Raw genomic sequence first — 23,511 nt, forward strand, 5'->3', positions numbered from 1 at the left:
GCCGGGCAAACCGGGCGTCAGGCCGGCGGCATCTTGCCTGCGCCGCCACGGAAACCGGTGGCCATCACGTAGAGTTCCGCCGAATCCGCGCGGCTCGCCGCAGGCTTCACATGCCGCACGGTGGCGAAATCGCGCTTGAGGTCGGCGAGAAGCTGGCTCTCCGTTCCCCCCTGGAAGACCTTGGCGATGAAGGCGCCCCCCGGCGCCAGGATCTCCCGGGCGAAGTCGATGGCGGCTTCCGCGAGGCCCATGATGCGCAGGTGATCGGTCTTCTTGTGGCCGGTGGTGTTGGCGGCCATGTCGGACATGACGATGTCCGCCGGGCCGCCGAGCATCTCGATGAGCCTTGCGGGCGCCGACTCGTCGAGGAAGTCGAGCTGGATGAACTCCACCCCCGGCAGGGGATCGATGGGCAGGAGATCGATTCCGACGACCTTGCCCTTCGGCCCGACCTTCCGGGCGGCGATCTGCGACCAGCCGCCGGGGGCGGCGCCCAGGTCCACCACCCGCTGCCCCGGCTTGAGGATGTGGTACTTCTCGTCGATCTCCAGGAGCTTGAACGCCGCGCGCGAGCGGTATCCCTCGCGCTTCGCCCGCGCCACATAAGGATCGTTCAGCTGCCGCTCCAGCCATTTCTGCGACGAGAGCGAGCGCTTGTGCGCGGTCTTCACCCGCTGCTTGAGGGTGCGCGTTCCGGATCCGGATTTCGGGGTGCTCACCGACGGTTCTCCCGCCACACGCTGTCTTCACGCATCATGTTCATGAGAATTCCTTCGCGCAGGCCCCGGTCGGCGATGCGCAGCCGCTCGGACGGAAAGGCGCGGCGGATCGCTTCCAGGATGGCGCAGCCCGCGAGCACGAGATCCGCTCTCTCCCGGCCGATGCAGGGATTGGCGGCGCGCTCCTGGAAATCGGACCGGAGAAGGCGCTCGATGACGGCGGTGATGTCCCCGTTGCGCATCCACATGCCGTCGACGCGCCGGCGGTCGTAGCGGGAGAGGCGGAGATGGATGCCGCCGACGGTCGTGACGGTGCCGGACGTGCCGAGGAGGTGGAAATTCGCCGCGCGGCCCGCCTCCGCCGCCACGAGGGAGAAATCGAGGAGGAGCTCCGAGACCTCCTCCACCATGCCCTCGAAGATCTCGGGGGTCACCTCGATGCCCCCGTGGCGCTCCGCCAGGGTGACCACGCCGACCGGCAGGGAATCCCAGGCGCGGATGCGCTTGCACGGGTCGGCGAACATGTGAGGCGCCACGCCGTCGAGCCAGGCGATCTCGGTCGAGCCGCCGCCGATGTCGAAGACGATGACCGATTCCGCCTTCGGGTCGGCCAGGGAGGCGCAGCCCGTCACGGCAAGGTAGGCCTCCGTCTTGCGGTCGACGATCTCGAGTTCGAGATCGAGGTCGCTGCGCACGCGCTCGATGAAGGCCGGACCGTTCGCCGCCAGGCGGCACGCCTCCGTCGCCACCAGCCGCGCGCGCAGCACGTCCTTGGCCGCCATCTTGTCGCGGCAGATCCGCAGGGCATCGAGGGTCCGCTCGATGGCGTCCTCGCTCAGATGGTTGCCGAATCCCAACCCCTCGCCGAGGCGGACGATCCGCGAAAAGGCGTCCACCACGCGAAACCCGAAATGGGCGGGCTCGGCGATGAGCAGGCGGCAGTTGTTGGTGCCGAGATCGAGGGCGGCATAGCTGCGCGACGGGCGCCGCCGCCCGTGTCGCCGCCCCGCCGCGGCAGGGGAGCGGCTCCCGCGCCATGGCGAGTCCGTCACGCGCTCCGCGAGCGGATTCGATCGGTCCCCCTCGGCTTCGGCGATCGCATCGTACTTAACGGTCAAAACCATATCCCTGGCATCGGATGGATGCCTGTTTGGAATCGACAGTACCAACCCCCCCGACCCTCTGCCAAGGGCGGCAGCGTGGATCGCAACGGGTTTTGAACGGCGCAGCCAGGGGAGATTCAGAGGGAAAGGCCGCGCAGGCGCTCGGTCAGGCCGGTCAGCACATCGGCGCTCACGTTCGCGAAGGCGACCCGCAGGTGGCGCTCCTGGCCGGGGCCGAAATAGCTGCCCGGCAGGCACAGCACACCGCGCTCCGTGGCGAGCTTCTCCGCCACCGCCTGCGCGGAGGCATCCGGAAAGGGGTGGCGCAGATAGGCGAAATACGCGCCGGCCGATTCGATGCGCCATTCCGGCAGGGGCTCCAGGGCCCGCCGGAACGTGGCGGCCCGCCCGTTGATCTCGGCCCGGTTCGCCTCGCGCCAGCCGCGCAGGGCGTCGATGGCCCAGGGCAGGACCGCCTGGGCCGTCCGCGGCGGGCAGATCTGGATGCAGTCGAGGATCTTGGCGACCTGCTCGACGAGCCCGGCATCCGCCGTGATCGCGCCCATCCGATGCCCCGGAATCGCGTAGGATTTCGAGAAGGAGTAGAGCTGGATCACCGTCCCGCGCCAGCCGTCGGTTGCGAACAGGCCGTGGGCGCGGTTCACACCGGATGGCAGGAAGTCTCTGTAAGTCTCGTCGATAACGAGGAAAATTCCCCGCCTGCGGCACAGCTCGGCGAAGGCCTCGATCACGTGCGCCGGGTAGACCGCCCCCGTGGGGTTGTTCGGCGTGACGAGGACGAGGGCCTTGACCTTTCGGTCGATCAGCGCCTCCGCATCCTCGACCCGGGGCACGAACCCCGCCTCCGGGCGGCAAGGCAGGGGCCGCGCCTCGATGCCCAGCATGTCGAGGCTCATCTGGTGATTGAAGTACCAGGGCGTCGGCAGCAGCACCGCGTCGCCGTGGCGGGCGAGGAGCATCATGGTGGCGAAGAACGCCATGTTGCACCCGGCGGTGAGCGCCGTGTCCGCGGATCCGATCCGCCCCTCGTAGAGGCGGGACAGCTCGGCCGCATAGGCCTCCCGCAGGTCCGCATCGCCGTTGATCGGACCGTACTGCGCCCCGGCGGGCGAGCCCGCGGCGGCGGCCAGGCGCTCCAGCATGTCCGGATGGGGCGCGCTCCCGGGGACCGCCTGCGACAGGTTGATCGGCGGCCCATAGCCGCCGGCATAGCGCTTCATCCAGGCCTGCGCCTCCGGGATCGGAGGGCTGCCGACATCCGCGACCAGGGGGTTGATGGGACTGAGGACGGCGCTCGCCATGGAAGAGATTCACCTCGGAACGAGAAAGGATGGGTTTCCGGCGAAGCTTCACCGAAAAAGCCCATCCTTCAAGAAGGATTTCCCGGCCGTGGGCCGGGCGTGCCCGAAGGGCGCGCTCAGTCCTTGGCGCGTTCCACGTAGGAGCCGTCCTCGGTCATGATCACGACCCGGGTGCCGGCGGTGATGTGGGGCGGCACCATGGTGCGCACGCCGTTGGAGAGAATGGCGGGCTTGTAGGAGGAGGAGGCGGTCTGCCCCTTCACCACCGGCTCGGTCTCGACGATCTCGAGGGTGACGCGGGCGGGCAGTTCGATGGCGATCGGCACCCCGTTGTGGACGGAGAGCATCACGGCCATGCCTTCCTGGAGGTAGGCCTTCTGGTCGCCGATGATGTCCTCCGGCACGGCCACCTGCTCGTAGGTCTCCGGGTTCATGAAGTGGAAGCCTTCGCCGTCCTCGTAGAGGAAGGTGTATTCCCGGTCCTCCACGAAGGCGCGCTCCACCTGCTCCGTGGTGCGGTAGCGCTCGGACACCTTCACGCCGTCCGAGATGCGGCGCATGTCGAGCTGGGTCACCGGGGTGCCCTTGCCGGGATGGATGTTCTGGGCGGTGAGGACCACATAGAGCTTGCCGTCGATGTCGACGACGTTGCCTTTGCGGAGCGTAGAGGCGATGACCTTCACGGGAAGCTTTCCTTGTGACAGATAGGCACGTCCCGAGGCCGGGCTGTCCAGCCCCCTCGGGACGCTCGAAAACGTTTTCGGTGCCGCACTAACCCATCTTCGCGAAAATCGCCAGCCTGACCGCACGAACCCCGAAGGCCGCCCCTTGAACAGGACCGACGCCCCGCCTGCCCCCTCCCCCTGGTGGACGCCCCATGTCCACGCGGACCGGCGCCCCTTTCTTCTCGCCCGCAACCGGATCCAGGCGGCCTTCCGGCGCTTCTTCGACGAGCGCGGCTTCGTGGAGGTGGACACGGCCACGCTTCAGGTCTCCCCCGGCAACGAGGCGCATCTGCACGCCTTCGCCACGCAGGCCGTCGGGCCCGGCGGGTCGCGGACGCCGCTCTACCTCCACACCTCCCCGGAATTCGCCTGCAAGAAGCTGCTCGCGGCGGGCGAGGCGCGGATTTCCTGCTTCGCCCATGTCTACCGCAACCGGGAGCGCGGTCCCCTGCACCACCCGGAATTCACCATGCTCGAATGGTACCGGGCAGGCGAAACCTACGAGGCGCTGATGCGGGATGCGGCCGAGCTTCTGGCGCTCGCCGCCGACACCGTCGGCGCGCGGACCTTCACGTTCCGGGGCCATGCGGTCGATCCGTTCCGGGAGCCGGAGCGGCTGAGCGTCGCGGAAGCGTTCCTCCGCTTCGCCGGCATCGACCTTCTCGCCTCCGTCGACCGCAGCGGGGCGACCGACCGGGAGCGCCTCGCGGCCTCCCTGGAGGAGGCCGGCCTGCGGGTCGCGCCCGACGATACCTGGTCCGACCTCTTCAGCCGGGTGATCGTGGAGAAGGTGGAGCCGAACCTCGGCCGGGGCCGCGCCACCATTCTCGACCGCTATCCGGTGGCGGAGGCCGCCCTCGCCCGCCCTGCGGCCGACGACCCTCGCGTGGCGGAGCGGTTCGAGCTCTATGCCTGCGGCGTCGAACTGGCCAATGCCTTCGGCGAACTGACCGACCCGGCGGAGCAGCGCGTCCGGTTCGAGGCCGAGATGGCCGAGAAGATGCGCGTCTACGGAGAGCGCTATCCCCTGGACGAGGACTTCCTGGCGGCGCTCGCCCTCATGCCGCAGGCGAGCGGGATCGCCCTGGGCTTCGACCGGCTCGCGATGCTCGCGACCGGCGCGACGCGCATCGACCAGGTGATCTGGGCCCCCGTTCCGGAGACGGCCCCGTGAGCGGAGCGAGGAACCCCGCGAAGACGCTCCACACCCCTGCGGAGCTGGTCGAGGCCGGACTGATGCCGCCCGAGCGGCTGGCCGCGATCGAGAAGGTGGCCGAGCGCTACGCCATCGCGATCAGCCCCGCCATGGCCCGGCTGATCGCCCCGGACGATCCGGAGGATCCCATTGCGCGCCAGTTCGTGCCCGATGCGGCGGAGCTCGCGGCGACGCCGGAGGAGCGGGAGGATCCCATCGGCGATCTCGCCCATTCCCCGGTGGAGGGCATCGTCCACCGGTACCTCGACCGTGTCCTGCTCAAGGCCGTGCATGTCTGCCCGGTCTATTGCCGTTTCTGCTTCCGCCGCGAGATGGTGGGGCCGCAGGGGCTCGGCACCCTCGCGCCGGAGGCCCTCGACAGGGCCTTCGCCTATATCGCCGCACACCCGGAAATCTGGGAGGTGATCCTCACGGGAGGCGACCCGCTGGTGCTTTCGGCCAGGCGCCTTGCCGAGCTGATGCGGCGGCTTTCCGCCATCCCCCACGTGAAGATCGTCCGCGTTCACACCCGCGTCCCGGTCGTCGAGCCGGAGAGGGTCGACGGGGGGATGATCGAGGCCCTGAAGGCGAGCGGGAAGGCCGTGTATGTGGCGCTTCACGCCAACCACCCGCGCGAGCTGACGGATGCCGCCCGTGCCGCCTGCGCCCGGCTCGCGGATGCGGGCATCGCCATGGTGAGCCAGTCCGTGCTCCTGCGCGGGGTCAACGACGACCCGGACGTGCTGGCCGATCTGATGCGCGCCTTCGTGGAGGCGCGGGTGAAGCCCTACTACCTGCACCATCCCGACCTCGCCCCGGGGACGAGCCATTTCCGCCTGTCGATCGAGGAGGGCCGCGCCCTGGTGGCGTCCCTGCGCGGGCGGATCTCGGGCCTGTGCCAGCCGACCTACATCCTCGACATCCCGGGCGGGCACGGCAAGGCGGCGATCGGCCCGGATGCGCTGCGCGATGCGGGCGAAGGTCGCTACGAAGTCTCGGATTTCCGCGGTCGCGTCCATTCCTATCCGCCGGATCCCGCAATGGGCTAAAATGCAGCCGGCGGCCCGTTGACGCGGATCAACGCAGGACGACGCCGCAACGGCGATAGTCTCCGCGCTCACGGAGGTGCAGGGTGCGGGAAGCGATGGACCGGTTTCGAGCGGCACGGCCCTCGCCGTTGCGGGATGGTCGGGAGCCGGCAAAGGCCCCGCCCTGGCATGCCCTTCCCGTCGCGAAAGTGCTCGAAACGCTCGGCACTTCCGAAGACGGCCTGCCGCCGGAGGAAGCCGCCGAGCGCCTGCGCCGCTTCGGCCCCAATGTCCTGCCGGCGCCGCCGGGACGGTCGATCCTCGCCATCGTCCTCGGCCAGCTGCGCAGCCCCCTGATCCATCTCCTGCTCGCTGCGGCCCTCATTTCCCTCTGGCTGAGGCAGTTCGACGATGCCGGATTCATCGTGCTCGTTCTCGCGATCAACACCGCCATCGGCGCCATCCAGGAATGGCGGGCGGAGGCCAACACGGCGGCGCTCCGCTCCGCGATCCATACCGCAAGCCGCGTGATGCGCGGCGGGACGGTCGAACGCATCGACGCGGCCGGGCTGGTGCCCGGGGACTTCGTCCTGCTCGAGGCCGGGGAGCGGGTGCCTGCGGACCTTCGCCTCCTCAAGTCTGCCGACCTGCAGACGAACGAGACGACGCTGACGGGCGAATCCCTGCCCGTCGACAAGGCCGCCCTCGAGACGCTCGCCCCCGAAACGCCTCTCGCCGACCGGCTGACCATGCTGTTTGCCGGCACGACGGTCCAGCGCGGGCGCGCGGAAGGCGTGGTGGTGGGGACCGGGCGGGGGACGGAGATCGGCCGAATCGCGCAGACCCTCGAGGAGCCTTCGTCCGCCCCGCCCCTCACCCGGCGGCTCGAACGGTTCACGCGGATTCTCGGGACGGTATCCCTGCTGCTCGTGGCGGGCATCGTGATGCTCGAACTCCTGCGCGGGGACGACCTCCAGGAGACTTTTTTCGTGGCCGTGGCGCTCGCCGTCTCGATCATCCCGGAGGGCCTGCCCGTCGCGGTCACGGTGGCGCTCTCCGTCGCCACGCGCAACATGGCCCGCCGCAACGTGATCGTCCGGCACCTCCCCGCCGTCGAGGGGCTCGGGGCCTGCACCGTCATCGCCACCGACAAGACCGGAACCCTCACCGTCAACCAGCTCACGGCGAAATGCGTCTGGCTGCCCGGCAGCGGCGCCGTCGAGGTGGGAGGCGAGGGCCTCTCCGTCGAGGGCGGCTTCACCAGGGGCGGCCTTCCCTTGCACGAGGAACACCACCCCTCGCTGCGGTCCCTCGGCATATCGAGCGCCCTTTGCAACGATGCGAACTTCGACCCGGCTGCCGGCGGGGACGGCGGTGCGAGCGGAGATACGGTGGACCTGGCGTTTCTGGTGCTCGCCGCCAAGGCCGCCCTCGACGTGGCGCGCCTTCGCCGGGACCATCCGCGCGTGGCGGAAATCCCATTCGCGGCGGAGCGGAAGCTCGCCGCGAGCCTCAACCGCCACGAACGCGCTCACCACCTGCACGTGAAGGGCGCGGCGGAGGTCGTCGTGCCCCTGTGCCACGGGCAGGACAATGCCGCGGCCCTCACCGCCGCCGAGAGCATGGCCGCCCGCGGCTATCGCGTGCTCGCCGTCGCGACGAAACGGGTGGAGGGCGACGCGTCGGGCGAATGGCTGCTGCGGGACGAGGATCTCGGCGGGCTCACCCTGCTGGGGCTGGTCGGCTTCATCGACCCGCTGCGGCCGGAGGCCAAGGAGGCGGTCGCCCGGTGCCGCGGCGCGGGAATCGCGGTGAAGATGATCACCGGCGATCACCCCGCGACCGCGCTCGCGATCGCCCGCGAACTCGGCATCGCCGAAAGCCCGCGGGAGGTGGCGACCGGACGCGGCCTTGCCGACCTTTCCGGCGAGCCGGAGCGGATTGCGGCCCTCGTCTCCGCGGCCGCGGTGTTCGCCCGGGTCGAGCCGGCGCAGAAAATGCAGATCGTCGATGCGCTCCAGGCCTCCGGGCATGTGGTCGCCATGACGGGCGACGGCGTCAACGACGCTCCCGCCCTCCACCGGGCGGACCTGGGCGTCGCGATGGGCCTCGGCGGCACCGACGTGGCGCGGGACGCCTCGGACCTCGTTCTCGCCGACGACAATTTCGCGTCCATCGTCGCGGGGGTCGAGGAAGGCCGCGCCGCCTACGCCAACATCCGCAAGGTCATCTATCTCCTCATCAGCACCGGCGCGGCGGAGGTCGTCGTGTTCCTGCTCGCGGTCGCGACCGGGCTTCCCGTGCCGCTCACCGCGATCCAGCTCCTCTGGCTCAACCTGGTGACCAATGGCGGGCAGGACGTGGCCCTCGCCTTCGAGCGCCGGGAACCAGGCCTCCTCGACCGGCCCCCGCGCTCGCCGGCGGAGGCGATCTTCGATCGCCTCATGATCCGGCAGGTGGCGCTCTCCGGCATCTATACGGGCGCCGTCGCCTACCTTTTCTTCGCGTGGCTGATCGGACGGGGCATGGGCGAGTTCGAGGCGCGCAACCTCCTTCTCTTCCTCATGGTGGCCTTCGAGAACGTCCACGTCTTCAACTGCCGCTCGGAACACCGCTCCGCCTTCCGGATCCCGCTTCGCGACAACTGGCCCCTGCTGGTCGCCGTCGCCGGCGCACAGGCGGTCCACATCGGGGCGGCCTTCCTGCCCGGCCTCCGCGACGTCCTCGCCATCCGGCCCATCTCCGTCGAGATGTGGCTCCTCCTCGTCCCCATCGCCGGCTCGGTGCTGCTGGTGATGGAGGCGGACAAGCGGCTGCGCGGGAGGAGAGCCTGAAGTTCCGTTCCCGCGAAACGGCTGGAGCAGGTGGACCGGGACGTCCGGCGCGCCCTCAGTCGAAGACCGGCTTCGCCGTTCGCCCCTTCTTGATCTCCGAGCGGCGGCCCTTCGCTTCGAGCCGGCGCTTCCTGGAGGCGAGCGTCGGTTTCGTGGGCTTGCGCGGCTTCGGGCGCTCCGTGGCCTGGCGGATCAGCTCGACGAGGCGGGCGAGCGCATCCTCGCGGTTGCGCTCCTGCGTCCGGAAGCGCTGCGCCGTGATGACGAGAACGCCCTCGTTCGTGAGGCGCCTCCCGGCGATCCGCTCCAGGCGCGCCTTCACATCCTCCGGCAGGGACGGCGAGTGGCGCACGTCGAAGCGGAGCTGGACGGCGGACTCCACCTTGTTGACGTTCTGCCCGCCGGGTCCGGAGGCGCGGATGAAGCTCTCCTGAAGCTCTGCTTCATCGAGCGCGATGCCGTTCGTGACATGGATCATGGAAGCCTCGGGCGGGACATGAGGGGAAGGTGGAGCACGTGCGCTCCTTGTCCAATGAGGGCTAAACCTGCGCTTGTCGACCTCCGCGATACGTTCTAAGCGGCTCCCACCCCTCCATCGCCGGGCATGCCCCGGCCTCCCAAGCGCTTCCATGTCCGCCGTCTTCGCCAGCCTGATTCCCACCTTCCTCATCATCGCCACGGGCTGGCTCGCCCGCGCCACGAACTTCGTGGACGAACAGCAATGGGGCGGCCTCGAGCGGGTCACCTACACGATCTTCTTTCCGGCCCTGATCGTCGACACGCTCTCCCGCGCGGACCTGGCCTCCGTACCCGTCTTGGGCGTCGGCGGGGCCCTCGCGGGCGCCATCCTGCTCATGGCGCTCGCGGCGCTGGCGCTCCGCCCCCTGCTGGAGCGCCGCCTCGGCATCGACGGGCCGAGCTTCACCTCGATCTTCCAGGGGGCGACCCGCTGGAACACCTTCATCGGGCTCGCGGTCGCGGGAAGCCTGTTCGGGCAGCGCGGCATCGCCCTGATCGCGGTGGCGATCGCGGCGATGGTGCCGCTCCTCAACCTCATGGCCTTCTACGTGTTCATCCGCTACGCGGGCCGGCCGCGGCAGAGCCCCTACGACATCCTCCGCTCCTTCGTCACCAACCCGTTCATCTGGTCCTGCGCCCTGGGGCTGGCGCTCAACCTCCTCGCCCCGCCCCTGCCCAAGCCCCTGGCCATGTTCATCGAGATGACCGGCCGCGCCGCCCTCGCCGCCGGCCTTCTGGTCGTCGGCGCCGGCCTCGACGTGCGGCGCCTCGCCCGTCCGGGCCCCGCCCACTTCCTCGCCGCCGCGCTGAAGCTCCTCGTCCTCCCCGCCACCGCCGTCGTCCTGGCCCGGCTCGCGGGGGTGACGGGCGACGACCTGACGGTGACCGTCGTCGCGTCCTCGGTTCCCTCCGCCAGCGCCGCCTATGTGTTGGCACGGCAGATGGGCGGCAACGCGCCCCTCATGGCGGAGATCCTCACCCTCCAGACCCTCCTTGCCATGGTCTCCATGCCCCTCCTGATCGCGTTCCTCTGACCTTTTGCAACCTAAGCGTTCATTTGTGATCTTGTATTATTTCGGGTTGTGCTGCTATCTAGACGCAACCCGAGAACAGGTCACCGAACGCGCCCCATGTCCAAGCCACCGCTCCGCGCCCGCAAGCCATCCTCACCCTCGAAAGCGGCACCGGCCCAGGCGTCCCGGGCCGAGGCCTCGGCGGCGGAGACGGCGCGCTACATCGCGGAGTTCACGGCGGAGCTGTCGTTCCTGGCCCGCCGCTCGAACCTGGAAGTCCTGGCCTATCTCCTCGACATGGCGCGCCTGGAGGCGACCCGCGCCGTTCAGGGAGAAGGCAGGCCCTGATCCAGGAAGGCGCTGGCATCTCCACGGAATCGGCAGCTGCTTGGGAACGTGATCGGCCGCGAAGGCAGACGGGAACCCCCCCGCTCTTCCTGAAATTCAGCGTCCGGCGACGAGCGACACGGCGTTGCCGCCATGGCGCTCCAGCCGCCCTGCGATCTCGAGCTCCAGCAGAGCGGTCTGGACGAGGCCGATGGGCAGGCCCGACAGGCGGACGAGGTCGTCCACCGGCACCGGAGAGGGACCGAGGAGTTCGATGAGGCCCGCCTGGGCCGAGGCGGCCTCCGGCTCCTCGCCCGGCCCCGGCCCTGCGTCCCGAGGCACGGCGCCGACCGGCGGCCGCGGAACGTCCGGCAGGTCGAGTTCGTCCCAAAGTTCCTCCGTCACGGACAGGGAGCGCGGCTCCTCAGCGCCCGCATCGGGACGCAGGCCGGTCGCAATGAGGGGCTCCAGAACCGCCGTGACGTGCTCGACGTCCGCGCAGAGGGTCGCTCCCTCCCGGATCAGGTCGTTCGTGCCCTCGGCGCGGGGATCGAGCGGCGAGCCCGGCACGGCGAAGACCTCGCGTCCCTGCTCCAGGGCGAACCGCGCGGTGATGAGCGAGCCGGAACGGCGCGCCGCCTCCACCACCACGACCCCATAGCAGAGGCCGGACACGATCCTGTTCCGGCGCGGGAAGTCCCGCCCGCGGGGCTCCCAGCCGAAAGGCATCTCGGAGACGATGGCCCCGCCCCGCTCGACGATCTCCCTCGCGAGGGGCTCGTTCTCGGCGGGATAGATCCTATCGTGTCCGCCCGCGAGAACGGCGATGGCGCCCGTATCCAGGCTTGCCCGGTGGGCACGGGTGTCGATGCCGCGGGCGAGGCCGGAGGCAACCGCGTAGCCGGCCTGCCCGAGCTCGCGCGCCAGCCGCTCCGCGAAGGCGAGCCCGGCGGCGGACGCGTTGCGCGACCCGACGATGGCGACGGCAGGCCTGGAGAAGAGCGCGCAGGATCCGCGCACGGCGATGAGTGGCGGCGCGGTGTCGATCGCCTGGAGCGCCTTCGGATAGTCGGGCTCGCCCATGGCCACGAAGCGGACGCCGAGGCGCGCCGCGGCGGCCATCTCCTTCTCGGCCTCCTCGCGGCTCGCCACCTTGAGCATGAGGCGCCCGCCCTGCCGGGCGAGGTCGGGCAGGGCCTCCAGGGCGGCGGATGCGCCGCCGAACCGGTTCACGAGGGCGCGGAAGGTCCGCGGCCCCACCTTCTCGGAGCGGATGAGGCGCAGCCAGTCGAGCCGCTGCTCGTCGGTGAGGCGGGTTCCGCTCATCCCTTCTGCCCGATCTTGCCTTCCGTGCCGGCGACGAGGCGGCTGATGTTCTCGCTGTGCTTCCACCAGAGGAGCACGACCAGGATGAGGATGACGCCCGCCATCTTGGGCTCGCCCAAGGCCCAGAGCACCGGAGGCGTGGCCGCCGTCGCCACCAGGGCCGCGAGGGAGGAGTAGCGCTTCAGGTAGGCCACCGAGAGCCAGATGAGGGCGAAGATCAGGGCCGCGAGGGGCATGAGGCCGATGAGGACGCCGATGAAGGTCGCGACGCCCTTGCCGCCCTTGAACCCGAGCCACACGGGATAAAGGTGGCCGAGGAAGGCGCCCAGCGCCGCGACGGTTGCGAGATCCTGTCCCCACAGTCCGGCGACGACCACCGCCACGGTGCCCTTGAGCGCGTCGCCGACGAGCGTCGCGGCCGCCAGACCCTTGCGCCCCGTCCGCAGGACGTTGGTGGCGCCGATATTGCCCGAGCCGACCTTCCGGATGTCGCCGAGCCCCGCCATGCGGGTGAAGATCACCCCGAAGGGGATCGATCCGAGCAGATAGCCGAAAACCAGGGCGATCAGCAGGTGGAAGAGGTGGATATCGTCCGGCATTCGCGTCTCTTCGCTTTCGGTCCGTTCACGTCGGGCGGCGGTCGAACACGATCCTGCCCGCAACCATCGTCATCGTCACCTGTCCTTCCAGACGGGCTTCGTCGAAAGGCGTGTTCTTCGACAGGGATCTGAGTTCGCGCTTGTCGAGCACATAGGGCGCCTCGGGATCGAACACGATCAGGTCGGCCGGGGCGCCCCGCGCGAGCCGCCCGCCCGGAAGACCCAGGATTTCCGCGGGTCTCGTGGACATGGCCCGCAGGATCAGGGAAAGCGGGACCTGTCCGGAATGGACGAGGCGCAGGGCGGCGGACAGCAGCGTTTCGAGGCCGACGGCCCCGTTGGCCGCCTCCGCGAAGGGCAGCCGCTTGGTCTCCACATCCTGTGGATTGTGGTCCGAGACGATCACGTCGACGACGCCTGCCGCAAGGGCGGCGATCATCGCCTGCCGGTCGTCCTCGTGCCTCAGGGGCGGCGAGAGCTTGAGGAAGGTGCGGTAGTCGCCGATGTCGTTCTCGTTGAGCGCCAGGTTGTTGATGGAGACCCCGCAGGTGACGGGCAGTCCCCTCTCCTTCGCCGCCTGCACGATCTCCACCGAATCGGCGCAGGAGATCATGGCCGCGTGGTAGCGCCCGCCCGTGAGCCGCACGAGGCGGATGTCCCGTTCCAGCATCACGGTCTCGGCCTCGCGGGGAATCCCGGGGAGGCCAAGGCGGGTGGCGAACTCGCCCTCGTTCATCACGCCCGCCCCCACGAGGTCGGGATCCTCCACGTGGTGGACGATCAGGGCGTCGAAGTCGCGGGCATAGGTGAGCGCGCGGCGCATGACCTGGGCATTGGTGACGGAGCGCGCCCCGTCCGTGAAGGCGATGGCCCCGGCCTCGCGCAGAAGGCCGATCTCCGCCATCTCCTGGCCCTTGAGACCTTTCGTCAGCGCCGCCGCCGGGCGGACATGGACGATGGAGGTGTCCCTGGCCCGCCGCATGACGAAATCGACGATGGCGGGATCGTCGAGCACGGGATTGGTGTCGGGCATGGACACGAGGGTGGTGACGCCGCCCGCCGCCGCCGCCTCGCCGGCGCTCTTCAGGGTCTCGCGGTGCGCCGCGCCCGGCTCGCCGACGAAGGTGCGCATGTCGATGAGCCCGGGCGCGAGGACCTGCCCGCCGCAATCGACGACCTCGGCCTCCGCCGCCGCCGTGACCGCCGGCCCGAGATCGGCGACGAGGCCGTCCCGCACGAGCACGCCGCCGCGGCCCTCGCGGCCGCTGGCCGGATCGACGAGGCGCGCATTCGTGAACAGGATGGGACGGTCGGTCGTCACAGATCTTCTCCTTAATCCCTCTCTCCGCCGCGGGAGGGAGTTCTTCCCTTCACCTGTTCGGCAGGTGGCTCGCCAGGGCTTCGAGGACGGCCATGCGGACGGCAACACCCATCTCGACCTGCTCCCGGATCAGGGACTGCGCCCCGTCCGCCACTTCCGAGGCGATCTCGACGCCCCGGTTCATCGGGCCCGGATGCATCACCAGGGCGCCCGGCTTGGCGTAGGAGAGCTTCTCCTGGTCGAGGCCGTAGAAGCGGAAGTATTCCTTCACGGAGGGCACGAACGAGCCGTTCATCCGCTCCAGCTGAAGGCGCAGCATCATCACGATGTCGGCCCCGTCGAGACCCTTGCGCATGTCCGTGAAGGTCTCGAAGCCGAGCCGGCCGATATCCGGGGGCAGAAGGGTCGAGGGCGCGACGAGACGGACCCGCGCGCCCAGGGCGGCGAGCAGGATCATGTTGGAGCGCGCGACCCGCGAATGCAGGATGTCGCCGCAGATCGCGACGGTCAGCCCCTGGATCCGGCCCTTGTTGCGGCGGATGGTGAGCGCGTCCAGCAGGGCCTGCGTCGGGTGCTCGTGGGCTCCGTCCCCCGCATTCACCACCGAGCAGTCGACCTTCTGTGCGAGGAGATGGACCGCGCCCGCCGCGTGATGGCGCACGACGATGAGGTCGGGACGCATGGCGTTCAGGGTCGCCGCCATGTCGATCAGCGTCTCGCCCTTCTTCACGGAGGAGGAGGCCACCGACATGTTCATCACGTCCGCGCCGAGCCGCTTTCCCGCGATCTCGAAGGAGGATTGGGTGCGCGTGGACGGCTCGAAGAAGAGGTTGATCTGCGTCCGCCCCCTGAGGGTCGACTTCTTCTTCTCGACCTGGCGGCTCACCTCCACCTGCGCCTCGGCGAGGTCGAGCAGGGCCTCGATGTCCAACGGGGAAAGCCCCTCGATTCCGAGAAGGTGGCGGTGGGGGAAAACGGAGGGGTGCGCGGCATTCATCTTAAAAAGATGGCTATAGGCGGAGTCGGTGGGGGCGGCAAGCATGCTCCTTCGGACCCGCTCCTGCCCTCCGGACGGGCGAGGATCGGCGCCGGCGCTTCGCGGAGGTTGCCCTCGCCCCCTGTGCGGCCGATGATCCCCTCGGGCGGGCGCGGGAAGCCCGCACGCGGAGCTCGGTACAATGCAGAGCGGCAATCGCTTCGGGACCCACGAGGTCTTCAACCAGTCGCCGCCCTTCGGCGACCTGAACCTGATCGCGGCGGACCGCACGCTCCTCTCCGCGCTTTCCGCCAACGGAGTAGATGCGCAGACGGAGGGGCTGGAAGCCTTCGGAGAGGCCTGGGGCTCGGCGGAGCGTCTCGACCTCGGCCGGCTCGCCAACGAGAATCCCCCGAAGCTGCGCACTTTCGACTCCCGGGGCTTCCGGATCGACGGGGTCGAGTTCCACCCGGCCTATCACGCGCTCATGCGGGCCAGCATCGCGGACGGCCTGCATGCCTCGACCTGGGAAGGGAGCTCCCCTGACCGCCCCACCGGCCGGGGCCACGTGGCGCGGGCGGCGCGCATCTACACCGTCGCGGGCGTGGAAAGCGGGCATGTCTGTCCCGTCACCATGACCCACGCCTCGGTCGCCGCCCTCGCGGCCTCGCCCGCGCTGCTGAAGGAATGGCTCCCGCGGATCCTCTCCCGCGCCTACGATTCCCGGTTCGTCCCCTTCTGGGAGAAGACCGGCGTGACCCTCGGCATGGGCATGACGGAGAAGCAGGGCGGCACGGACGTCCGTGCCAACACCACCCGGGCCGAACCGGCAGCCGGGGACGAGTACAGGCTGACCGGCCACAAGTGGTTCATGTCCGCCCCCATGTGCGACGCCTTCCTGGTGCTGGCGCAGGCTCCGGGCGGGCTGACCTGCTTCCTCGTCCCGCGCTTCCGGCCGGACGGCTCCCTCAACGCCCTTCGCCTGCAGCGGCTCAAGGACAAGCTCGGCAACCGCTCCAACGCCTCCTCCGAGGTGGAGTTCGAGCGTGCCTTCGCCTGGCGGGTCGGCGAGGAAGGGCGCGGGGTGCGGACGATCATCGACATGGTCCAGCTCACCCGCCTCGACTGCGCCGTGGCCTCGGCCGGGCTGGTGCGGATGGGCCTCGCCCTCGCCCTCCACCATGCACGGCACCGCAGCGTCTTCCAGAAGAAGCTCGTCGACCAGCCGGCCATGCGCATGGTCCTGGCGGACCTCGCCCTGGAGAACGAGGCCATGACCGCCCTCGCCCTGCGCCTGGCGCGCAGCTTCGACGGTGCGCCGGACGATGCCGGCGAGGCGGGATATGCGCGGCTCGTCATCCCCGCGGCCAAGTTCGGCATCTGCAAGGCGGCGCCCCGGCTCCTCTACGAGGCCATGGAATGCCTGGGCGGCAACGGCTACGTCGAGGAGAGCCCCCTGCCCCGCCTCTACCGGGAGGCTCCCGTCAACGCGATCTGGGAAGGCTCCGGCAACGTGATCGCCCTCGACATCCTCCGCGCGGAGACCCGGGAGCCCGAAGCGGCCACCGCCGCCCTGGAAGGCCTGATGGCCGGGATCGCGGACCTGCCCGGGGCGCGGGACGCGGCCCGGGACATCCTCCTCGCCCTGCATTCCGCCGAGGCCGAGGCCAGGGCGCGGCTGATCGCCGACCGGCTCTACACCCTCGCCGCGACGGCCGCCCTCGCGGAGGCCGCCCCTCCGGAAATCGTGGAGGTCTATGCCCTGACCCGGCTCGCCCGGCCCTCCCGGACGATCGGGGCGAACGAGGTGGACCCGGCCGTAAAAGCCTTGCTGGACAGGGCTTTCGTCACCATATGAGGGGAGCGGAAACCGGTCGGATTTGACTTGTCCGCGATCATCCACCACTTATCCCGCCCCGCGACGGTCGAGCGCCGGCCGTCGTTTTCGCCGTCGTTTCGAGCTTCGTTGAGCTCGCGGCTACGTTAGGAAGTCGCCCATGAAAGTCGTCGTCGTCGAGTCGCCTGCCAAGGCCAAGACGATCAACAAGTATCTCGGCAAGGACTACGAGGTTCTGGCCTCCTTCGGGCATATCCGCGATCTGCCCGCCAAGGACGGCTCGGTCGACCCGGAGGACGACTTCAGGATGGTCTGGACCCTGGAGGACCGGGGCTCCAAGCGCCTGTCCGAGATCGCGAAGGCGATCAAGGGTGCGGAAAAGCTCATCCTCGCCACCGACCCGGACCGGGAGGGCGAGGCGATTTCCTGGCACGTGGTCGAGGCCCTACGCGAGAAGCGCGCCCTCAAGGACCTTCCCGTCGAGCGGGTGACGTTCAACGCCATCACCAAGGACGCGGTGCAGACGGCTTTGCGCCAGCCGCGGGAGATCGACCAGGCTCTCGTCGATGCCTACATGGCGCGCCGCGCCCTCGACTATCTGGTCGGCTTCACCCTTTCGCCCGTGCTCTGGCGCAAGCTGCCGGGCGCCCGCTCGGCAGGGCGCGTGCAGTCGGTGGCCCTGCGCCTCGTCTGCGACCGCGAGCTGGAGATCGAGACCTTCAAGTCGCAGGAATACTGGTCCCTGATCGCGACCCTCGCGACGAAGGACGGCGGCATCTTCGACGCCAGGCTCGTCGGCGCCGACGGCAAGCGGATCCAGCGCCTCGACATCGGCACCGGCGCGGAGGCCGAGGCCTTCAAGCGCGACCTGGAGCTCGCCACCTTCACGGTCGCGAACGTGGAGGCCAAGCCCGCCAAGCGCCACCCCTACCCGCCGTTCACCACCTCGACCCTCCAGCAGGAGGCTTCCCGCAAGCTCGGCTTCGCCCCCGCCCAGACCATGCGCATCGCCCAGCGGCTCTACGAGGGCGTGGACATCGGCGGCGAGACGGTCGGACTCATCACCTACATGCGAACCGACGGCGTCGACATGGCGCCGGAGGCCGTGCAGGCCGCCCGCCGGGTGATCGGGAAGGAATACGGCGAGCGCTACGTCCCCGGCGTTCCGCGCCGCTACACGACCAAGGCGAAGAACGCCCAGGAAGCCCACGAGGCGATCCGCCCGACCGACATGGGGCGGCTGCCGAAGCAGGTGGCGAAGTACCTCGAGCCCGAGCAGGCGAAGCTCTACGACCTGATCTGGACCCGCACGATCGCGAGCCAGATGGAATCGGCGGAGCTCGAGCGCACGACGGCCGACATCGCGGCCCAGGTCGGGCCCCGCAGGCTCGACCTGCGCGCCACCGGCCAGGTGGTGAAGTTCGACGGCTTCCTGACCCTCTACAACGAGAGCAGGGACGACGAGGGCGACGAGGACGAGGGCCGCCTGCCCCCCATGAAGGCCGGCGATCCCCTGGAACGGCGCCGCATCGTCGCGAACCAGCACTTCACAGAGCCGCCGCCGCGCTACTCGGAGGCGAGCCTCGTCAAGCGCATGGAGGAGCTCGGCATCGGCCGGCCCTCGACCTATGCGGCCGTGCTCCAGACCCTGCGCGACCGGGAATACGTGCGCATCGAGAAGAAGCGCCTCGTCCCGGAGGACAAGGGCCGCATCGTCACGGCCTTCCTGGAGAGCTTCTTCCGCCGCTACGTGGAGTACGACTTCACCGCCGATCTGGAGGAGCAGCTCGACCGCATCTCCAACAGCGAGATCGACTGGAAGCAGGTGCTGCGCGACTTCTGGCGCGATTTCTCCGCCGCCATCGCCGAGACGAAGGAGCTGCGCACGACCGAGGTGCTCGACGCTCTCAACGAGCTGCTCGGCCCGCACATTTTCCCGGACCGGGGCGACGGGACCAATCCGCGCGCCTGCCCGAGCTGCGGCACGGGGCAACTCTCCCTGAAGCTCGGAAAGTTCGGCGCCTTCATCGGCTGTTCCAACTATCCCGAGTGCAAGTACACCCGCCAGCTCGCGGCCTCCGGCGTGGAAGGCGACGGGGAAGGCGCTTCGGAGAACGGCGGCACGCCGGGCGTGAAGGTGCTCGGCGAGGATCCGGAAACGGGGCTTCAGGTCACCCTCCGCGACGGACGCTTCGGCCCGTTCGTGCAGCTCGGCGAGGGCGAGAAGCCGAAGCGCTCGTCGCTGCCGAGAGGCCTGTCCCCGGCCCTGGTCGACCTCGACAAGGCGCTCAAGCTCCTCGCGCTGCCGCGGACGGTGGCCGTGCACCCGGAGACGGGCGAGCCGATCCTCGCCAATATCGGCCGCTACGGCCCCTACGTGCAGCACGGCAAGACCTATGCCAACCTGGGCAAGGACGACGACGTGCTCGAGATCGGCCCCAACCGGGCGATCGACCTCATCGTCGCCAAGGAGAGCGGGGCCGGCGGCTTCCGCCGCGGCGCGGCCGATCCCGGCCGGCCCCTGGGCGAGGACCCCGAAACGGGCAAGCCCATCGTGGTGAAGGCGGGACGCTTCGGCCCCTACGTGACCGACGGCGAGACCAACGCCACCCTGCCGAAGACCGTCGCGGCCGAGGCGGTGACGCTCGAGGAGGCCGTCGCTCTCCTCAACGCCCGCCGGGCCGCGGGCGGCACCAAGAAGGCGGCGCGGGGCCGCAAGACGGCGGCGAAGAAGGCTCCCGCCAAGAAGGCCGCCTCCAAGAAGGCCGCCGGAGAGAAGAGCGCCACGAAGAAGGCGGCCACGAAGACCGCCTCCAAGGCGGCGGTTGCCAGGAAGCCCGCTTCCCGCAAAGCTTCCGCGAAGGCCGCCAAGGCCTCCTGAGGAGCGCGATGGAGCAGGCACTGGATCATTTGCCGCCGGAAGCGGCCGAGATGGCGCTGCGCCTCGTGGTGGCCACCGCAGCGGGGATGGTCATCGGCCTGAACCGGGACCTGAGGGACAAGCCCATCGGCATGCGGACCCTCGGCCTCGTCGCCCTCAGCTCCGCCCTGCTGGTCCTCTCCGGCTCGGTCTACAAGGGTCTGATCTACGACCAGGACGCGGTGAGCCGCGTGATCCAGGGCATCCTGACCGGGCTCGGCTTCCTCGGCGCGGGCGTGATCCTGAGGGACCGGAACCGCATGGAGGTCCAGGGGCTCACGACGGCGGCGACCGTCTGGGTGGCCGCTGCCCTGGGCGTGACGGCCGGGCTAGGCGCCTGGCTGATCACGGGACTCGGATGCGCGATCGCGCTCGTCCTGCTCGTAGTGGGAAAGCCCGTTGAGGGCGTGCTGAACCGGGTTCTCGGAAGCCGGAATCCCGGCAAGGGAACCGGCGGTTAGCCGACCATGAGATAGAGGGCGGCGAACGCCACGACGGCGAGACCGGCGAGGAACACGCCCAGGGGCAGACCGTTGCGCGACGCCGGTGCGAGGGTCTCGGGTTCCTCGAAGGCGAACGCCTCCCCGGCCGTGCGGGCCGCACGGCTCAGATGGAGCTGTTGTGCCGTTCCCAGGGTCGTCCGCATCGTCACCGCGAGTCTCCGTTAAGCGTTCGCTAAGCCTAACCGTCCAACGTGAACAAGAGCTAAACTGTTCCGCCTGTCCGAGGAAGATGTCCATTGGGAGGGAAGGACGACACGAAAGGGCTTCCCCGTCAGGTGATTTTGTGGCTTGAGCATCGGCCCCAAAAGTGGAATCCACTTTTGGGTTTGATCCGATGCTCTCTCCTTGGGAAAGGCGCATCGTCCGGGCGGAAAACCGGACCCACTTTTCCGCACGATGCCCCTGTGCTTCATGATCGCACTTCACGTTTACGTTTTGTTCTCGTATGAATTGAAGAATGAAAACCAATGCCAAGAAACGCGAATCAGCACGGACGAAAGTCCCCATGACCGATAACGACGATCTCTTCGGCGGCGCTCCGGCGCCCGCCAAGCGGGCCGGCGCGGCCTCGGGCCGGAGCGCACCCTCGGCTGCACGGACGTCCCGGCCGGCGCCGCAGGGCACCCCGGGCGAGAGCGGCTACGACGCCTCCGCCATCGAGGTGCTGGAGGGGCTCGAGCCGGTCCGGCGCCGCCCCGGCATGTATATCGGCGGCACCGACGAGAAGGCCCTGCACCACCTCTTCGCCGAGGTGATCGACAACTCCATGGACGAGGCAGTCGCCGGCCATGCGAGCTTCATCGAGGTGGAGCTGGAGGAAGGGAACTGGCTCTCCGTGACCGACAACGGGCGCGGCATCCCGGTCGACCCGCATCCGAAGTTCCCGAAGAAGTCGGCCCTCGAAGTGATCATGACCACCCTCCACGCAGGCGGCAAGTTCGACTCGAAGGTCTACGAGACCTCGGGCGGCCTGCACGGCGTCGGCGTGTCGGTGGTGAACGCCCTGTCCGAAACCCTGGAGGTGGAGGTCGCCCGCGGCCAGACCCTCTACCGGCAGGTCTTCTCGCGGGGCGTCCCGAAGACCGGGCTGGAGACCGTCGGCCGGGTCCTGAACCGCCGCGGCACGAGGGTGCGCTTCAAGCCGGACGCGCAGATCTTCGGCAAGGACGCCCATTTCCAGCCGCGCCGCCTGTTCAAGATGGCGCGCTCGAAGGCCTACCTCTTCGGGGGCGTCGAGATCCGCTGGAAATGCGCGCCCTCGCTCCTGGAGGGCATCGACAACGTGCCTGCGGAGGCGACCTTCAGGTTCCCGAACGGCCTGAGGGACTACCTGCTCCACGACATCGAGGGCAAGGAGCTGGTCACGGACCAGATCTTCGCCGGCAAGGTCACGAAACCCGGCAGCCACGGCTCCCTGGAATGGGCGGTCGCCTGGATGACGCAGGAGGACGGGTTCTCTACCTCCTACTGCAACACGGTCCCGACACCCGAGGGCGGCACCCACGAGAACGGCCTGCGCATCGCGCTGCTGCGCGCCCTGCGCGACCACGCGGAGCGCGTGGGCCAGGCGAAGCGCATGGCGGCGGTGACCACCGACGACGTGATGGCGACCTGCGCCTCCATGCTGTCGGTCTTCATCCGGGAGCCGGAGTTCCAGGGCCAGACCAAGGACAAGCTGGCGACCGTGGAGGCGGGCCGCATCGTCGAGGCCGCGATCCGCGATTCCTTCGATCACTGGCTCGCGGCCTCCCCGCAGCAGGCCAACAAGCTGCTCGACTGGGTGATCGACCGGGCCGAGGAGCGCCTGCGGCGGCGCCAGGAGAAGGAGGTCGCCCGCAAGACCGCGACCCGCAAGCTGCGCCTGCCCGGCAAGCTCGCGGATTGCACGAATGCGGGCGCCAAGGGCTCCGAGCTGTTCATCGTCGAGGGCGACTCGGCTGGCGGCTCCGCCAAGCAGGCGCGGGACCGGGCGACGCAGGCGGTGCTGCCGCTCCGCGGCAAGATCCTCAACGTGGCCTCGGCCGGACGGGACAAGCTGCACCAGAACCAGCAGCTCGCGGACCTCGTCCAGGCGCTCGGCTGCGGCACGGGCTCCCATTACCGCGACGGGGACCTCCGCTACGAGAAGGTCATCATCATGACCGACGCGGACGTGGACGGCGCCCACATCGCCTCGCTGCTCATCACCTTCTTCTACCGGCAGATGCCCCGCCTCATCGACGGGGGGCATCTCTATCTCGCCGTCCCGCCCCTCTACCGGCTGACCCAGGGCACCAAGACCGCCTATGCCCGCGACGACGCGGACCGGGACCGGCTGCTCAGGACCGTGTTCAAGGGCAACGGCAAGGTGGAGATCGGCCGCTTCAAGGGCCTTGGCGAAATGCTGCCGAGCCAGCTGAAGGAGACCACCATGGACCCGAAGAAGCGCCTGCTCCTGAAGGTCGTGGTCGAGGCCGAGGAGCGCCCGGAGACCGGGGAGACGGTCGAGCGCCTCATGGGCAACAAGCCGGAGGCCCGCTTCACCTTCATCCAGGAGCGCGCCGCCTTCGCCGACGAGGCGGCCCTCGACATCTGATCCGAAGAGAACGGGAAGCCGCCCGGCCGGGCGGCTGTCCTCACCGGCCTGCACTCACCGGCCCGGCCGCCGGTAGGAGGACTTCCGGGGCGCGTCGGTCCCCGTCGCCGTCTGGATGCAGGTGAGCACCTCGACATAGCTCGGATAGCCGCCGACGCTCGTCTCCTCCACGCAGCGCCTGCGCAGCGGCTCCGCGACCGCATCCCACTGCTTCGCGAGGTCCGCGCGCGCTTCCGTCTCCTCCTTCATGCAGGTCTGCTGGGGAGCGGTGTCGCTGGGATCGAGGGCGACGGCGGCCTTGCAGGTCGACTGGATGTCGAGGACCGGGACCTCCGCCGCCACGACGGGGGTGGCGAGGAGGAAGAGCGGGATGGCGGCCAGACGCAGCATGGTTTCCTCCTCGGGTCATGCGGGACAACCGGGCCCGCGCAGCCGCGCATGGGGCGGCCTCGCCTCTCTCCTATCACAACCGGCATCCCGGGGAACGCGATCGGATGCCTCCGCTACGGGCGATCTACCTCCAAAGGGTCGGCTGAAAATTTTTTGGAAACTTGCGGAACCCTACACCCTGCTTCAACGTTGAAGGGCATCACCGGCCTATTCTGCCCCCACGGGCCGGTCCCTCAAAGGCTCCCGAAAGGGGCCTTTTTTTTGCCCTGCCGCGCCCCT

20 protein-coding genes are annotated in these 23,511 nt (G+C 69.5%); 9 read left to right on the top strand and 11 right to left on the bottom strand.

Annotation, left to right across the window (positions count from 1 at the left end; translation table 11 throughout):
* Nucleotides 1-17 precede the first annotated feature (17 nt).
* From GDR74_RS10590 to efp, 4 genes are all read right to left on the bottom strand, one after another.
* Complete coding sequence (locus GDR74_RS10590; RefSeq protein WP_152586285.1) at nucleotides 18-719, bottom strand: RlmE family RNA methyltransferase; 702 nt, start codon at nucleotides 717-719, stop codon at nucleotides 18-20.
* Nucleotides 716-1,843 (bottom strand): Ppx/GppA phosphatase family protein, encoded by a 1,128-nt coding sequence (locus GDR74_RS10595; protein ID WP_152586286.1) that lies wholly within the window; start codon nucleotides 1,841-1,843, stop codon nucleotides 716-718. The genes GDR74_RS10590 and GDR74_RS10595 overlap by 4 nt, the downstream gene beginning before the upstream one ends.
* Before the next feature lie 116 nt (nucleotides 1,844-1,959).
* The gene (locus tag GDR74_RS10600; protein ID WP_152586287.1) at nucleotides 1,960-3,144 is read right to left on the bottom strand and encodes an aminotransferase; all 1,185 of its coding nucleotides are present in this window, start codon (nucleotides 3,142-3,144) and stop codon (nucleotides 1,960-1,962) included.
* 116 nt (nucleotides 3,145-3,260) lie between these two features.
* Complete coding sequence (gene efp, locus GDR74_RS10605) at nucleotides 3,261-3,827, bottom strand: elongation factor P (RefSeq protein ID WP_152586288.1); 567 nt, start codon at nucleotides 3,825-3,827, stop codon at nucleotides 3,261-3,263.
* A gap of 145 nt (nucleotides 3,828-3,972) precedes the next feature.
* Here efp and epmA point away from each other — a divergent pair, with 145 nt between their 5' ends.
* The 3 genes from epmA to GDR74_RS10620 all read left to right on the top strand — a co-directional run bounded on the left by epmA (nucleotide 3,973) and on the right by GDR74_RS10620 (nucleotide 8,926).
* Nucleotides 3,973-5,043, top strand: a complete 1,071-nt coding sequence (epmA, locus tag GDR74_RS10610; protein ID WP_152586289.1) for an EF-P lysine aminoacylase EpmA — start codon at nucleotides 3,973-3,975, stop codon at nucleotides 5,041-5,043.
* Nucleotides 5,040-6,113 carry a lysine-2,3-aminomutase-like protein gene (locus GDR74_RS10615; protein ID WP_281349009.1) on the top strand — a complete coding sequence of 358 codons (1,074 nt, stop codon included), beginning with the start codon at nucleotides 5,040-5,042 and terminating at the stop codon, nucleotides 6,111-6,113. The genes epmA and GDR74_RS10615 overlap by 4 nt, the downstream gene beginning before the upstream one ends.
* 95 nt (nucleotides 6,114-6,208) lie before the next feature.
* Nucleotides 6,209-8,926, top strand: coding sequence for a cation-translocating P-type ATPase (locus tag GDR74_RS10620; RefSeq protein WP_152586290.1), 2,718 nt, complete (start codon nucleotides 6,209-6,211; stop codon nucleotides 8,924-8,926).
* A gap of 55 nt (nucleotides 8,927-8,981) precedes the next feature.
* Here GDR74_RS10620 and arfB read toward each other — a convergent pair whose 3' ends face one another.
* On the bottom strand, nucleotides 8,982-9,404 hold the full coding sequence (gene arfB / locus GDR74_RS10625; protein WP_152586291.1) for an alternative ribosome rescue aminoacyl-tRNA hydrolase ArfB: 423 nt from the start codon (nucleotides 9,402-9,404) through the stop codon (nucleotides 8,982-8,984).
* A gap of 151 nt (nucleotides 9,405-9,555) precedes the next feature.
* Here arfB and GDR74_RS10630 point away from each other — a divergent pair, with 151 nt between their 5' ends.
* Together GDR74_RS10630 and GDR74_RS10635 are read left to right on the top strand one after the other, a co-directional pair.
* Complete coding sequence (locus GDR74_RS10630; RefSeq protein WP_152586292.1) at nucleotides 9,556-10,479, top strand: AEC family transporter; 924 nt, start codon at nucleotides 9,556-9,558, stop codon at nucleotides 10,477-10,479.
* Nucleotides 10,480-10,575: 96 nt separating this feature from the next.
* Nucleotides 10,576-10,806, top strand: a complete 231-nt coding sequence (locus GDR74_RS10635) for a hypothetical protein (RefSeq protein WP_152586293.1) — start codon at nucleotides 10,576-10,578, stop codon at nucleotides 10,804-10,806.
* Nucleotides 10,807-10,902: 96 nt separating this feature from the next.
* Here GDR74_RS10635 and dprA read toward each other — a convergent pair whose 3' ends face one another.
* From dprA to GDR74_RS10655, 4 genes are read right to left on the bottom strand one after another with little or no spacing between them, the layout of a single operon-like run.
* Nucleotides 10,903-12,111, bottom strand: a complete 1,209-nt coding sequence (gene dprA / locus GDR74_RS10640) for a DNA-processing protein DprA (RefSeq protein WP_152586294.1) — start codon at nucleotides 12,109-12,111, stop codon at nucleotides 10,903-10,905.
* Complete coding sequence (plsY, locus tag GDR74_RS10645) at nucleotides 12,108-12,710, bottom strand: glycerol-3-phosphate 1-O-acyltransferase PlsY (RefSeq protein ID WP_152586295.1); 603 nt, start codon at nucleotides 12,708-12,710, stop codon at nucleotides 12,108-12,110. Before plsY ends, dprA begins: the two co-directional genes overlap by 4 nt.
* Nucleotides 12,711-12,735: 25 nt before the next feature.
* On the bottom strand, nucleotides 12,736-14,031 hold the full coding sequence (locus GDR74_RS10650) for a dihydroorotase (RefSeq protein ID WP_194164511.1): 1,296 nt from the start codon (nucleotides 14,029-14,031) through the stop codon (nucleotides 12,736-12,738).
* A 49-nt stretch (nucleotides 14,032-14,080) separates the two neighbouring features.
* The gene (locus GDR74_RS10655) at nucleotides 14,081-15,028 is read right to left on the bottom strand and encodes an aspartate carbamoyltransferase catalytic subunit (RefSeq protein ID WP_152587731.1); all 948 of its coding nucleotides are present in this window, start codon (nucleotides 15,026-15,028) and stop codon (nucleotides 14,081-14,083) included.
* Between the two features lie 181 nt (nucleotides 15,029-15,209).
* On the opposite strand from GDR74_RS10655, the gene GDR74_RS10660 reads away from it, so the two are divergent.
* The 3 genes from GDR74_RS10660 (at nucleotide 15,210) to GDR74_RS10670 (ending at nucleotide 20,225) form a co-directional block, all read left to right on the top strand.
* Nucleotides 15,210-16,865, top strand: a complete 1,656-nt coding sequence (locus GDR74_RS10660) for an isovaleryl-CoA dehydrogenase (protein WP_152586296.1) — start codon at nucleotides 15,210-15,212, stop codon at nucleotides 16,863-16,865.
* Between the two features lie 139 nt (nucleotides 16,866-17,004).
* Nucleotides 17,005-19,725 (top strand): type I DNA topoisomerase, encoded by a 2,721-nt coding sequence (topA, locus tag GDR74_RS10665; RefSeq protein ID WP_152586297.1) that lies wholly within the window; start codon nucleotides 17,005-17,007, stop codon nucleotides 19,723-19,725.
* Between the two features lie 8 nt (nucleotides 19,726-19,733).
* Entirely contained in the window at nucleotides 19,734-20,225 is a 492-nt protein-coding gene (locus GDR74_RS10670; RefSeq protein WP_152586298.1) for an MgtC/SapB family protein, read from the top strand.
* On the opposite strand, the gene GDR74_RS10675 is transcribed toward GDR74_RS10670, so the two are convergent.
* On the bottom strand, nucleotides 20,222-20,416 hold the full coding sequence (locus GDR74_RS10675; protein ID WP_152586299.1) for a hypothetical protein: 195 nt from the start codon (nucleotides 20,414-20,416) through the stop codon (nucleotides 20,222-20,224). The two genes, GDR74_RS10670 and GDR74_RS10675, sit on opposite strands and share 4 nt — an antisense overlap.
* A gap of 356 nt (nucleotides 20,417-20,772) precedes the next feature.
* Here GDR74_RS10675 and parE point away from each other — a divergent pair, with 356 nt between their 5' ends.
* Nucleotides 20,773-22,842, top strand: a complete 2,070-nt coding sequence (gene parE / locus GDR74_RS10680) for a DNA topoisomerase IV subunit B (RefSeq protein ID WP_152586300.1) — start codon at nucleotides 20,773-20,775, stop codon at nucleotides 22,840-22,842.
* Nucleotides 22,843-22,896: 54 nt separating this feature from the next.
* On the opposite strand, the gene GDR74_RS10685 is transcribed toward parE, so the two are convergent.
* Nucleotides 22,897-23,232, bottom strand: a complete 336-nt coding sequence (locus GDR74_RS10685) for a hypothetical protein (RefSeq protein WP_152586301.1) — start codon at nucleotides 23,230-23,232, stop codon at nucleotides 22,897-22,899.
* Nucleotides 23,233-23,511: the final 279 nt, after the last annotated feature.

It is taken from the genome of Microvirga thermotolerans (assembly GCF_009363855.1).
Taxonomy (GTDB): Bacteria; Pseudomonadota; Alphaproteobacteria; order Rhizobiales; family Beijerinckiaceae; genus Microvirga; species Microvirga thermotolerans.

What these genes read in the sequence shown, in the direction of transcription:
- GDR74_RS10595 (WP_152586286.1), bottom strand. Translation starts at nt 1,843, where the DNA reads ATGGTTTTGACCGTTAAGTACGATGCGATCGCCGAAGCCGAGGGGGAC.
- GDR74_RS10600 (WP_152586287.1), bottom strand. Translation starts at nt 3,144, where the DNA reads ATGGCGAGCGCCGTCCTCAGTCCCATCAACCCCCTGGTCGCGGATGTC.
- GDR74_RS10620 (WP_152586290.1), top strand. Translation starts at nt 6,209, where the DNA reads ATGGACCGGTTTCGAGCGGCACGGCCCTCGCCGTTGCGGGATGGTCGG.
- arfB (WP_152586291.1), bottom strand. Translation starts at nt 9,404, where the DNA reads ATGATCCATGTCACGAACGGCATCGCGCTCGATGAAGCAGAGCTTCAG.
- GDR74_RS10630 (WP_152586292.1), top strand. Translation starts at nt 9,556, where the DNA reads ATGTCCGCCGTCTTCGCCAGCCTGATTCCCACCTTCCTCATCATCGCC.
- GDR74_RS10635 (WP_152586293.1), top strand. Translation starts at nt 10,576, where the DNA reads ATGTCCAAGCCACCGCTCCGCGCCCGCAAGCCATCCTCACCCTCGAAA.
- dprA (WP_152586294.1), bottom strand. Translation starts at nt 12,111, where the DNA reads ATGAGCGGAACCCGCCTCACCGACGAGCAGCGGCTCGACTGGCTGCGC.
- plsY (WP_152586295.1), bottom strand. Translation starts at nt 12,710, where the DNA reads ATGCCGGACGATATCCACCTCTTCCACCTGCTGATCGCCCTGGTTTTC.
- GDR74_RS10655 (WP_152587731.1), bottom strand. Translation starts at nt 15,028, where the DNA reads ATGAATGCCGCGCACCCCTCCGTTTTCCCCCACCGCCACCTTCTCGGA.
- GDR74_RS10660 (WP_152586296.1), top strand. Translation starts at nt 15,210, where the DNA reads ATGCAGAGCGGCAATCGCTTCGGGACCCACGAGGTCTTCAACCAGTCG.
- topA (WP_152586297.1), top strand. Translation starts at nt 17,005, where the DNA reads ATGAAAGTCGTCGTCGTCGAGTCGCCTGCCAAGGCCAAGACGATCAAC.
- GDR74_RS10670 (WP_152586298.1), top strand. Translation starts at nt 19,734, where the DNA reads ATGGAGCAGGCACTGGATCATTTGCCGCCGGAAGCGGCCGAGATGGCG.
- parE (WP_152586300.1), top strand. Translation starts at nt 20,773, where the DNA reads ATGACCGATAACGACGATCTCTTCGGCGGCGCTCCGGCGCCCGCCAAG.
- GDR74_RS10685 (WP_152586301.1), bottom strand. Translation starts at nt 23,232, where the DNA reads ATGCTGCGTCTGGCCGCCATCCCGCTCTTCCTCCTCGCCACCCCCGTC.